This window comes from Pedobacter sp. AK013 (genome assembly GCF_014205835.1).
In the GTDB taxonomy this organism is placed as follows: Bacteria; Bacteroidota; Bacteroidia; order Sphingobacteriales; family Sphingobacteriaceae; genus Pedobacter.
The window spans coordinates 292,932-306,094 of sequence record NZ_JACHCQ010000001.1; the positions used below are offsets into that span (position 1 = coordinate 292,932).

At 40.9% G+C, this 13,163-nt stretch carries 7 protein-coding genes; 1 reads left to right on the top strand and 6 read right to left on the bottom strand.

Annotated elements, in window-relative coordinates:
* Window positions 1-36 precede the first annotated feature (36 nt).
* The 3 genes from HDC90_RS01180 to HDC90_RS01190 all read right to left on the bottom strand — a co-directional run bounded on the left by HDC90_RS01180 (window position 37) and on the right by HDC90_RS01190 (window position 4,628).
* Entirely contained in the window at window positions 37-1,239 is a 1,203-nt protein-coding gene (locus HDC90_RS01180; protein WP_184463019.1) for an alginate lyase family protein, read from the bottom strand.
* 10 nt (window positions 1,240-1,249) lie between these two features.
* Window positions 1,250-3,019, bottom strand: coding sequence for a right-handed parallel beta-helix repeat-containing protein (locus HDC90_RS01185; protein ID WP_184463021.1), 1,770 nt, complete (start codon window positions 3,017-3,019; stop codon window positions 1,250-1,252).
* Window positions 3,020-3,497: 478 nt separating this feature from the next.
* The gene (locus HDC90_RS01190) at window positions 3,498-4,628 is read right to left on the bottom strand and encodes an alginate lyase family protein (RefSeq protein WP_184463023.1); all 1,131 of its coding nucleotides are present in this window, start codon (window positions 4,626-4,628) and stop codon (window positions 3,498-3,500) included.
* Window positions 4,629-4,844: 216 nt separating this feature from the next.
* On the opposite strand from HDC90_RS01190, the gene HDC90_RS01195 reads away from it, so the two are divergent.
* Window positions 4,845-6,677 (top strand): glycoside hydrolase family 97 protein, encoded by a 1,833-nt coding sequence (locus tag HDC90_RS01195; RefSeq protein ID WP_184463025.1) that lies wholly within the window; start codon window positions 4,845-4,847, stop codon window positions 6,675-6,677.
* A gap of 275 nt (window positions 6,678-6,952) precedes the next feature.
* Here HDC90_RS01195 and HDC90_RS01200 read toward each other — a convergent pair whose 3' ends face one another.
* From HDC90_RS01200 to HDC90_RS01210, 3 genes are all read right to left on the bottom strand, one after another.
* Window positions 6,953-7,996, bottom strand: a complete 1,044-nt coding sequence (locus tag HDC90_RS01200; protein ID WP_221451768.1) for a family 43 glycosylhydrolase — start codon at window positions 7,994-7,996, stop codon at window positions 6,953-6,955.
* A gap of 176 nt (window positions 7,997-8,172) precedes the next feature.
* Complete coding sequence (locus HDC90_RS01205) at window positions 8,173-8,736, bottom strand: RNA polymerase sigma factor (protein WP_184463026.1); 564 nt, start codon at window positions 8,734-8,736, stop codon at window positions 8,173-8,175.
* 153 nt (window positions 8,737-8,889) lie between these two features.
* The gene (locus HDC90_RS01210) at window positions 8,890-13,041 is read right to left on the bottom strand and encodes a two-component regulator propeller domain-containing protein (RefSeq protein WP_184463028.1); all 4,152 of its coding nucleotides are present in this window, start codon (window positions 13,039-13,041) and stop codon (window positions 8,890-8,892) included.
* Window positions 13,042-13,163: the final 122 nt, after the last annotated feature.

The following is a 13,163-nucleotide window of genomic DNA, read 5'->3' on the forward strand; positions in this document are numbered from 1 at the left end:
AACGCTATTTTAAGTTATTATTTGCTGTCCAGATCACTACGGGTGAGGCAGGGAAAAGAAAAGCGTTCCGAAACCTGCATTGTCGGCATTAAATCCTGCCCCTTCGGGTCTCAATTCATCTGCTGCCCGTTTGGTATAGCGGTATTGATCTGCAGGTATACCCTTTACCCGGAAAGCATAATGGTTGTATACCTGTTCAAAGATCGAGCGCAGCTTTCCTCTCCCATTGATGGATATCTTATCGGCAGGAAACCTGCCACTGATATCGTTATATGGCTGAAAAGGTACATCTTCTCCAAGATTATACCGGGCTGTATACTCAAACCCCTTAAGCAACCTGTTCTGCGTAAAACTGTACATATCCATCCCCTGGTTCCACCCAATTTCGCACATTTCTGCCAGATGGCCGATTCCAAGCATACAGTGTGGCTGATCGCGCCCACTCTCCTGACACTGACCATCTTCATTTACGACATAATGCAGCAGGCTACCATTTCCGGGACCCTTATAGTAGAAATCAACTGCACGGTCGAACATTTCATGATCATCATTAAAAACAGCAATAGCCATCATCCCTTTCATACAGGCCAGATCCCAGTTACCGTGGGCCCAAAGTGCAAAATACTGGATGGGCGGATAAAACACATCCCTGAACATCACTTTGCATTTTTCGATATCCTCCTGTTTCCATTTAGGGTAAGTAGCCCGCATAATCTCTGCGGCACTGGCCATCTTAAAAACATTCAGTCCTGCCCCTAACTCTACATCTGTTCCATCAAAAACTTTAAAAGTATCAGACCAGGCATTTATTATTTTTATGGCAGTTTTAGCATGGGCTTCATCGCCTGTAATACTCCACATTATTGCATTTTGATATGCGGCACAGACATCTTTTTCGAGATTTCCTATATTTTTACCAGCTCCAATCAGTAAGCTACGCTCTACATGCTGAACGGCATGAGGTTCGCAGGAAGCGCTTGACCACGGGTGCGATTTGAATTTCTCAAAGGCACTCTTCCACGGTTCCCTGCCTATGGCCACCATATCTTTCATCCGCTGTAGATCACTACTTGAGTGCAACAGGCCAGGATGAGTAAAAGGTTTTGGATGGTACGCAACTGTTGCCCCCAGCTTCAGTACCTGCCCATACGTATCCGCTATAAAGAGAAAAAAGACGATAAAGGTTAACATCCACTTACAATGACGGATTAACCTGCTACAAACATTTAAACTATGCATGCTCAATATTTTAAAATAATTTTATTCTTTGTTTAAGGCCCTGCCCTCGATAAAAAGGGCCTGGAGGCCTTACCGAAGCACCTGTCACATTCAGGAAATCCCTGTTAATCGTTATCTTTTTTCCATCAGGATATTCTATATATTGCTTGCTCAGTGCAAAAAAACCTAAAAAATCAGCTGTTAATGCCGGAATCTTTATTGGCCTTAGTGCTTCCTTTTTCCATAATAATGCTACACCTTTCTGGTGATGTTCCAGGCGGAAGGATAGACTATTTTTGGCTTTTGTGCTATTCACATCGGCCCAGCTTAGCGGCATTGCTCCATCTGCATAAAGATTAAAATCTGCCTCGCACCCCGTTGACTTTGCTATGCCTGCCCCTTTGCCGATAAAAAGGTTCCCATACCATCTGTGGTCTATGTTTAGTGCAGGAATTGTCTGTTTGATGACCAGGCTATGCGGCAAGAAATTGGATGTTGATACTGGCATACCAGATTGCCGGCCATTGAGGAAGCTACAGTTATAAAACAGGTTCTGAACAAAAACATTTGCCTCAGATGCCTCCATTTTTACGCCATCAACTTTTTTATCTGCCGTATCGGCCATTGCAAGTATATTGTTGTCAAACAGAGTAGGTCCATGGTTTTTTAACAGGTATAACAGTCCGGCATCACAGTCTGAAATAATATTCCTTGATAAACGGGCGCCCTGAAAAATCGGGCCTAAAAATACACCATAACCATTTTTACCATAAACCCTACGGATCAGGTTATGCGTAAGGGTGGCATCAACTGCCATAGCCAAACGGATACCTGCAGATTCATCACCTGTATAATCGCCATCCTGATTGATGTTCTCTATCAGATTATCTTCTATAGTACTGGCTGTACCACCAATTAACCCAAAAATACCTGCCTGCCCACAATTAAAAATATGGTTTCTGCTAATCTTGTGGTGCCCAACAGAAGCCAGATCTGTATAATCATTAAATTCTGGCCTGCCCGCGTTAACATCTGTATAAACATGCCCCGGTATGCCTATAGAAATACCCACAGCCTGGCATTCACTTATAGAACAGTTTATTATGTTCCAGTACTTTCCGTTTTTGGTATCTATTGCGCCAGGCTGTTCTGCATAAATAGAGGCATAACCATTGGCTACCTGGCTGATGGAAATTCCCTCGATGTTAATATAATCTACACCCGGCCTGGCACTAATCCCGATATTCCTGACCGATAGCTCCGTTAGCCCTACATTAGGATCTAATGTCCCGAAATTGGCCCAAATTACCGCTTTTCCGTCTTCAAGGGTTTTAGTCCAGCGCAATGCCTTACTGCACTCCTGGAGGGTTGGTACATTAAACAGTTTCTTGCTGTTAAAAAAGAGCATCATCCTGGTCTGGGTGGTATCCAGTACACATTTCCAAAGTTTGTTTTTATCCTTTACCCATCCTGTTTTCCGGTCGGAGCCTTTGATCATCACTTTTGCCTGGTTTACTGCTTGCAGCGTAATGCTTTTGCCTGCTGAACTTCCACCACGCTCAAACACCACCGATTCACGGTAAACGCCTGCAGCTATGAGTATTTTATCTCCGGGCATGGCCTTTGAAACTGCATAATTAATCGTTCTGAAAGGTTTAGCCGCCGAACCTTCTGCCCTATCGCTGCCTGATACGGAAACATAAATACTTTTAGGGGGAACTGGAACCGGGACATATCTAATAGTTTTGTCTGTAAATTGCCCCAGTAACGGAAAAATAAGAAATAAGAAAATTTTACTCATCAATGTTTATAGGTTTCTTTTATTTTAATGAAAGATCAGACAGGATAAAAGATTTAGATTCCACAGAATAATGACACCTGATTGCCCATAGGATACTCTAGATATCTGAAAATTGTTTGTTGGAGAAATATCCTGGTTATATGAATTGCTTATCTGGTTAGCCAAACTTAACTAAACAAAACCGGTTTAGCAAAATGAACATCTTTTTCGATTTTATGACCGTGTACTTACCCTAATGCACTGCGTTATAGATTGTCGGCATAGATAATATCATTAAGTTAAGTATATTGCGTGGGAATCGTCATTCTATTGAAATCTATCAATCTTAGCCTATTCGAAGGCATTTACTTACTTTCTATCAATCTCAAGAAATCCTCGACTACGCCCAGACTAACGACCGCGGTACTTAACTTAATGACATGATTGCCCTGTATGCCCTGTGACAATCGAAAAAAGACAAAATATTTGTGCTGTAAGCTTATTTGCTGCCAAGGTAAAGTAGGTCACCAAAGCCGGGTTGGTCCCGATCATAACCTTCAGCGCCCATTTTTGCAATCACCTGTTGGGTAAACGGCATTGAAAGCCCTTTTCTGCGTACATAATGGTTATAAACCATTTGATAGATGGGAATAAACCTACCCCTTCCGGCAGTAGAAATTTGTGTCCATTCGCTATATTTTCCGGTAATATCCTTCCAGGTTTTAAAAGGAACCTCGTTGCCAAGGTTATAGCTGGCAGTATATTCAAATCCTTTTAATAGTCGGTTATCAAGCGCACCATAAAGGTCATTGCCTTGTTTCCATGCAATTTCGCAAACAGTAGCCATTGCCCCTATACCTAACTGAGAATGGCCCTGGTCTCTGCCGCTTTCCTGTATCTGTCCGCTTTTCCCATCCACATAGTTGGCTATAGTTCCGTTATCGTTAGCATGCAGGTAAAAATGTACCGCTTTATCATACATTTTCTGATTATCAAGATAGATTGCAGCTGAGAGGTAAAATTTAGTTACAATTGGGCCCCAGTTTCCATTTGTATAGGCAGGGCTTGCATAAAACTGCTCGCAAACCGGCAAAAAGATTCCAGTTACCATGCGGGCTATCCGTTCAAGCTTTTTAGGATCAGCAGTTTTAAAATCGTATTTCAGGATTTCCAGAACATTAACAATCTTGATCCCTTCCAAACCCACCAATAAGGGAGCATCATTGGTAGCCGGAATGTGCTGCAGGGAATCTGCATAGCTCAGCAAAATGGCAATGGCCTTTTCAGCATGTTTCTGATCGTGGGTGGCTACCCACATGAGGCTATTAAGATAAGCCGCACTGAAGTCTGCTTCCATACGGCTCTTGGTGTTCCCAAATTCTCCATCTCTGGATATTACCTTAAATGGCCCTTTTATCTTATAATCTGAACTGGCTAGTGGATTATCTTTTAGGAGTTGAAATGATGCATAACCGACCGAGTTTTTATCCTGAGCGGTATGGTGTATTCTTTGTAGATCTGAGCTTGAAAACAAGATACCAGGATGTATAAATTTCTTCTGTGCAGACGAAACAGAGCTTAAAAAAAACAGAAAATAGACAACTAAATAAACACACTGATTTTTTTTCATTGTTTTGGATTAATGGAGATTTTGGAATATACGTTATACGACACGAAAAATATAACACCATACTCACATTCTAAGGCCTAAAGATATAAATATACATTGCAGAGTATCCCTTACTGTTCCTTTTGTCAATAAGTCACCAATCTGACCTCCGGGCTAACCCCGGTTTGTAGCAGTTACTATTAAAAAAAACTTAACCGTATATTCAATTAAACATTTATGAAAAAAAAAGGGAAAGTTTTTGCGTTGCTGATCGCCTTGAATTTGGGGGGTATTTCCTCATTTGCGCAGGTTCAGCAGATCATTTCGGTCCAGTCTCCAGAAAGGGGAACAAAAGTGGATATCAGCCTATTTTCAAAAAAGGAGATCAGGTACCGTATGAGCAAAAATGGAAAAGAAATTTTGAGCTGGTCTGCTCTTGGCCTTCAAATTGATTCGAATGAAGTGGCTTCAGAACTTAGCATCATCAGCACATCCGGAAGTTCGCACCGGGAAAATATTATTAACCTGCTAGGAGAAAACAGGATAATTAACAATGACTACACTGAACGCAGGATCAATTTAAAATCGAAGGATTATTATTTTTCAATACTTTTTCGAGTATTTGATGGAAGTTTAGCCATAAGGTACATTATACCACAGCAAAAAGAAAAAAAAGAATTAAGCATATTAAAGGAAAAAACGGCTTTCAATCTCAATGGGCAATACCAGATTTACCAGTATCACCAGGAATCTGTATTCAGACCGCTACCTGTTGATTCATTAAAAGGAAGCTCAGACCTTCCTTCTACTTTAACGGCAAAAGATGCTTATTTAAGTATTGGAGAGGCAGAAAACACCGGATATACCAAAGCAGAACTCAGTCATGGTACGGCTCCTGGATCGCTGCAGGTTTCATTTGAAAAAGACAACCGGGTAAAGGCCATATTACCCTTCCAAAGCCCCTGGAGAACCATAAGTTTTTCAAAAAATGCAATTGGCCTTCATCAATTTAGCGAACTGCCATTTAAACTTTCCAGCGCACCCTTATCTAATCAACCTGACGAACCAGTTGCAGGAAAACTGATGCGTGCCCAGCTAGATACCCAATCTGCGCTTGATTGTATAGACCTGGCAGAAAAAATGGACTTTAAATACATTATGTTCGATGCGGGCTGGTACGGACCGGAAAGAAGTGTATCTTCTGACCCAAGAGTTCCGATTGCAGCTATCGACATGGAAAAAGTAATCAGTTATGGCAGACAGCACGGGGTTGGACTTATTGTATATGTAAATTACATCGGACTGCAGGCACATCTTTACGAGATTCTTCCTTTGTATAAAAAGTGGGGGGTTAAGGGGATCAAATTCGGATTTATTGATGGCCTGAGTCAAAAAGGGCTGCAATGGCTTTCTTCGGCAATAAAAAAAGTTAATGACTACGGATTATTGCTAAATATCCATGACAACTACAAACCTACCGGCCTGAATAGAACCTATCCATTTCTATTAACCCAGGAAGGCATCCGTGGTGATGAAAATAGTCCTGATGCATTCCATACCACTGTACTCCCTTATACACGTTTTTTGGCAGGGGCGGCTGATTTTACTTTCTGTTTCCCTAATCCAAAGAACCAGTTTAACAAAAACCTTAAAGTAAGCAAGGGGCAGCAACTTGCACTTACTGTAATTAACTTTAGCCCCCTGCAGTCTATTTTCTGGTATGGCAAGCCAAAAGATTATACCAATTGGGATGAGATCGAATTTTTCAGCAGGGTACCTACGGTATGGGACCGTACAATATACCTTCAGGGAGAGATAGGAAAAAGTATTAGTGTTGCGAGAAAAAAAGGGAACAATTGGTTTATAGGTTCAGCTGCTGGCGAAAATGATTGGAAAGGCACAATAGTAATGGACTTTCTTGATGCCAACAAATCATATACTGCAACAATTTGGGAGGATACCGGTGAAAAAAAACTTTCGAAAAAAACGATCACGGTAAAAAGGGGCTATCAAATGCCTTTTATGATTAGGGCTGCAGGTGGTATAGCGATTGAGATTACACCTAGTTAGGTATTTGACTTAAAAACTTCGTCATTGCAAGAAGCTGTCATATAACCTAGTGCGATTAATAATCTATTCTGAAGATGTTTTATGAACTTTTTTATTTTCTAGTCGTCACCCTGAATTTATTTCAGGGTCTATTTTGTAGAAAAGATGCTGAAATAAATTCAGCATGACGATTGCCATAAACAAATCAGAAATTACAATCATAAATATATGTCTACACGATATATCTACGAAAAAAAAGGATGTTAAATGGATACTTTTCTTTTACCCTGATTTCATTATTTTATGAACGCTGTTTCTCCTGTTTTCACGTTGATGCGCCACGGTTTAGGTTCAGGGAGTTTGAGTTTACCATTACCGATCTCCAGGGGCATCCAAAGGTATCTGGAATCCCATTGGGTACGGGGCTTCCATTTGTCGGCCACAAAGATTACAGCCGTTGATTTTGTACCCACAACCTTAAGCATAAAGGTAGATTGTGAGCCATAGGTATTGGTTTCGGGTGGAGCAATATCTTCGAACTCAGACCATGGTCCTTCCAGTGATTTAGCAGTTGCATACTTATTGGGGTTTGGATTCCAACTGGTTAGTGCTGAACCAATTGCATAGTAAAGACCATTATATTTGACCACTGCTCCGCCTTCCAAGGGTGCTTTAATGATACACATATCCTTTTCAACATCCAGGTAATCTTCAGAAAGTTTTGCAATGTGAAAGCCCTTAACCGGCCGGTCTTCAAAAATAAGATAAGCAGATCCATCATCATCTATAAACTGGCCAATATCACGGCTTACCTGACCTAAGGGGCGAAAAGTGCGGATAAACTTATAAGGTCCTGTAGGAGAATCGCCAATAGCTACACCTACCCGTGCATACTTGTAATTACCTACTTCGCCCTTAACCTGCCCATCTATATGCATATACATAACGTATTTTCCGGTTTTGATGTTATGGTAAACTTTCGGGCGTTCCAGTACCCATTTTTTTCCAAGGCTATCCGGATCGGTCATTTTAAATACATCTCCTCTAAATTTCCAATTCATCAGATCTTTTGAAGAATAACAGCTTACGTACCTGTAATTGGAATCCAATCCCTGGCGACGCTCTTCTCCATACCAGAAATAGCTATTCTTTACCTTAATAATCCCTCCACCATGCGCCTGGATATGATTTCCTTTATCATCTGGCCAAAGTTCGCCCGGGAGGATAGCTTTTCGCTGCTGTGCCATACCTGTTGCCGTGTATAACAATGTAAATAGGATAAAGGCAGATCTGAGCAGGCATTTGCCTGCATAGTTCATTTTCATTTTATGTGATTTCATTTTTTTAAACGATATCCTTCCGTTCGAACTGCTGCACTGAGTTGCGTACAAACCATTTCTTCTCATTGTGTTCTAAATTGCGCTTAACTTAAAATTGGCAGATTTCAAAAATCAGCGTCATCTCGACCGGAGCAAAGCGTAGCGGAGAGATGACGATTTATCTTAACCTTGCTTGTCTAAGCTGCATAAACAGATGAAAGGTCTGAGACCTGCCTAAGTGTTTGTACTGCACGATAAACATGATTTATAACGGATTGATAACGTATTTTAAGGATGTCGGCAATCTGTGGATAGCTAAGCTCATCGTAAAAACGCATAGTAAGTATTTCACGCTGTTTGGCAGGGAGCGTATTAAGCGCCACAACCATTTGCTGTTTCATCAACGAATCTGATTCATTAGATACCATGATATCTTCTGCTGAAAATACTAAGCTTGGAGCGGGCATTAAAGTTAGCTTAGTTTCACGGTGTTTGGTTAAACGGATATGGTTAAGTACGATTGACCTCGCAGACCTGTAAAAGTAAGCTTCTACATTTCTGATTGCTCCGATTTTTTCTCTATTTTCCCAGAACTTAATAAAAAGGTCTTGTAAAAGATCGTTTACCGCATCATCATCATCTAACATCCTGTTGGCAAAAACGAAAAGTTTTGGATAAAGTCTTGCATGTAGTTGTGCATAATCGCGCTCATTTCCCGCTAGTGTACCTTCCCATAATGCAATTAATTTCTCGGTCATCATAACATATCAATATTTGGTTGATACGAAGATGGCATGAGCCAAAAAAAATGATGGGTATAAATTCGTAAAATAGGAGTGTATTTTCGCCAAACCGCTTTAGCAAGTCAAAAAAAGCCATTTTTCAGTCTTCAAAACTTGGGCTTGGCTAACATTCTATTTCATTTTATATCTATTATTGAAAGCCTTGCGGTGTTTCCGGATAAACTCCGAAGGGGTGGCCCCAAAAAGTTTTGAGAACTGTTTGCCAAAATATTTGGCGTCATTAAATCCCGAACGGAAAGCCACCTCGGTTACATTATGGTCAGAGTTGATCATCAGTTCTGCAGCTTTCCTCAAACGGATAAAGCGGATGAAAGAATTCACCGATTGGCCGGAAATACTTTTCACACGCTTATACAAATTAGAGTGGCTCATCCCTATCTCATCGGCAAGTGCCTTAATACCAAAGTCGGAATCTGTAAGGTGGTTTTCAACAACTAAGATACAGGTGTCCAAAAATTTCTTATACTCTTCTGATACCACCACAGCATTGCTCTGCAGCGTAATCTCGTTATAAAAGTAATTTTGAAGATTATTCCTGTTTCGAAGCAAATTGGCTACTCTGGCAATCAGGTATTCGCGTTCAAAGGGTTTGTTGATGTAATCATCAGCACCACCATGAACACTTTTCAGCTTTACTTCCTGAGATGAACTTGCGGTTAATAGAATGACAGGGATATAAGAAAGCGTAGGATTGGATTTGATCATCTGACAGAACTCTATCCCATCTATCCCTTGCATCTTAAAATCTGTAATAATCAGGTCAGGAAGTTTTTCTGCTGCAAACTGCAGCCCCTGTTCGCCATTCTCGGCCTGATAAACAGTGTAAAGATTGGAGAAAAGGCCAGAAATGTATTCCCGGATATCTCTTTCATCATCAACAACCAGAATAGACTGCCGATCGCTAACGAGGTTTACATCCAGACTGATATTATTTTGTTCTGTAGATTCAGGAAGTGTGGTGGTATACATTTCATTAAAAAGGGCTTCAGAACTTTCCTGTTCTTCTTCTATAACATGGCCAACAAGATGCGTTTTCCCCTTTAAGAAACAGATAGTAAATATACTTCCGCCTTCGGTCCTGTTTTTATAAGAAATACTTCCAGAATGCGCTTCCATAAACTGTTTAGCCAGGTAGAGCCCTATCCCAAATCCAGATTTATGGTTTCCGTCTGTCCGCTCGGCCTGATAAAAACGATCAAAAATCTTTTCTCCTGCCGTAAGGGGAATCCCTGGTCCTGAATCCTGAACAGTAATTAAAAGACTTTGATCCGCTTCGGTTAACCTTACCACTATTTCGCCGCCATTTGGCGTATATTTCAATGCATTAGAAATCAGGTTAAACAGCACAATTTCGATCTTTATCCTATCGGCATATACCTCCTTATTTATTGCAGAATTTTCAAACCTGTAATCGATGAGCTTGGCCGAGGCCTGTTGAACGAAGCAATAAAACACCTCCCTGGATAATTTTTCAAGATCAAGCTTAGCCGCTGTAATGTTCTCAAAACCTTCTTCTGCTTTTCTGAAGAGCAGCAACTGATCTACCAGCGACAGCATCCTTTTGGCATTGCGCTGGATCATGCTGAGCGCGGCATTTCCGTTACCTTCTACGCTTCCGCTTTTGATCAGGTCATTAATTGGATTAATGATCAGGGAAAGTGGGGAACGGAATTCATGAGAAATATTGGTAAAGAATGACATGCGCTTTTCGGCAAGCGCCTTTTCCTGCTCATTAATCAGTCGTTCCTTATCATGCGCTAAACGCTCCATGTTATGCTGGGCTACTTGCGTATCATATTCTGCTTTCTTCCGTTGAGATTCGAGATTCACAATCTGAACTTCATATTTTAGGCGGGTCTGCGCAGACCTATATCGAAGATATATATAGATAAGTGATGAGATAATGGCTATATAGCCCAGGTAAGCCCACCATGTTCTGTACCATGGCGGAAGGACCTTAATTTTCAGGATAATTTCATTGTGCCCCCATACCCCTTCCGCATTGGTACTTTTAACCTTAAATGTATAGTTACCTTCGGAAATATGTGTATAAGTTGCTTTTCTGTCTTTCCCCGAATTTGTCCAGCCCCTGTCCCAGCCATCCATAAAATATTTATAGGAAATTTTTTCTGGGGATGAAAATTCGAGTGCGGTAAAAGAAAAGGAAAATACGGCCTGATCATAGGGTACCTCTATTTCCTTAATAGTAATATTATCTTCATCAACAATCAGTTTCAGGTTCTCTTCCAACGGCGTATTGTTAATGGTTATTCCGGTAAGAAACAGGCTTGGCATCTGGCTGTGTGGCATAATTTCCCGTGGATCGAAAATACTAAACCCTTTTATGCCCCCAAAAGCGATTTCCCCGGTACTGAGTTTGATGCCTGCATTGATCTGGAACTGATTGCTCTGTAACCCATCACTCTGGTAAAAACTTCTGAAAGTACCTTTAGCAAAATTATAACACGATACCCCAAAATAGGTACTCATCCATAGATTTCCCTGATTATCGGGAATGAGGCTCAGTACCGAATTATTACAAAGGCCATTAGCAGTAGTTAACCTTGAAACTATTTTTCTTTTAAAAGGATTAAAAACAATGAGCCCACCACCTTCCGTTCCTATCCAGAGCAATCCCTTTTTATCTTCAAATATCACCCTAACGGTATAACCAAGATCATAAAATCTGTGATTCTTTCCTTTTTTATCAACTTCGATCAGCTGATCGAGATTGCCGGCCCAAATGCGTCCATCCCGGGTCTGCATCATGGTAAACAGGTCGCCCAGTTTTTTGTCGAAAAGTTCAAACTTATCCAAACGGGGATTAAAGCGATAAAGTCCGCCAAGAAGACTTCCACGCCTCAGGGTTCCTGCCCAGATATCAAGGTCGCTATCTTCAAACACCGTAAAAGCGACCTTACTTTCTACTCCTGTCTGCGGATCTACGATCTTATACCTGGTAAATCTCTTTGTATTCGGATCGAAACGGTTAGCACCTTCCGTAAAAGTCCCGATCCAGATGTTTCCATAGCTGTCAGAGACCATTGATGAAATAAAATTACTGGATATCGTATTAGGATCTGACGTATATTTATAATTGGTAAATTGATTTAACTTCCTGTCCCAGATACTAAGTCCGGTACCATCCGTGCCAATATAAAGTTTTCCATCTTTTGGGGCTAAAAATGATGATATGGAGTTTCCCGGGATAGAATTGCCCTGGGGATTATGCGCCCAGGTATGGAATATTTTTTTTACCGGATCGAGAATGGTTACTCCGCCAGAATATGTCCCGATCCATTTTCTATCGTTTTTATCGATAAATATGGCGTAAATCTGCTCGCCGCTCAAGCTGTTATTAATTTCATTATCCAGCACCTGCACCCTTCCACTTGCCGGATTATAAGAGAACACGCCTTCTCCATATGTTCCCAGATAGAGCATATTATGCTTATCTGGTGAAATGCTTGAAATTGCCTTACCCGGGAGTTTAATTCCACTGCCTAGAATGGCTGTATTTTTTCTTTTTATAGGATCATAGTGGTATAAACCGTTGTTGGTACCAATATACACCTGTCCGCTACTTACACCCAAAGAAAGCGCAAGAACGATATCTGCATTAGCCAGCACCAGTGCACCAGCTTTAGGATCAACATAATAAAGCCCCAGATTTTGTACAAATGCCCACTCCCTCCCCTTATCATCAAGCCTCACAGATTGCACACCATAAGAAAAAGTGCGTTTTCCATTTACCAGAAGCGGGATTTGCTCGCCCACGGTTTTACCTCTTTTAAACCGTAACAGTCCAATTCCCTCTGTAGCTACGAGCATCGTGTTGTTTGTGCCGGGAACAAGATCTCTGATTACATTTGTAAACGGTAGATCTGTTCCTTTTACAGGTTCATGCCATGAGCCTTCTGTAAAAATGCCTTTTTTATCGTTGTAAATACTTAATCCCTTCCTGGTTCCTATCCATATATTATTGTCTGCATCGCTGTTAATTGCATGTATAATATTATGGATCAGAGAAGTTTTATTGCCAATCTCATTTCGGAACACTTTGAACCCATATCCATCATAACGGTTTAGGCCATCTCTGCTCCCAAACCAGAAAAATCCTTTTCTGTCCTGGTAAACACAGCGGATATAATTATTGGATAATCCATCTTCTATTTCCAGATGACGTACGCTGAGCGAGTCTCGTTCAGAGGCCACACTTATACCGGCATATAGTAAAAGAAAGATCAGCAGTATTCTTCGCACAGTTTTGGATTATTGGCTACTAAAATAATGAAACATTATAATAATAGGACATATTCAAGCTTAATTCATACTCTGTCGATTTCTCTTCTCAAATGTTATTTGATACGTTGATAAAGCCTAGC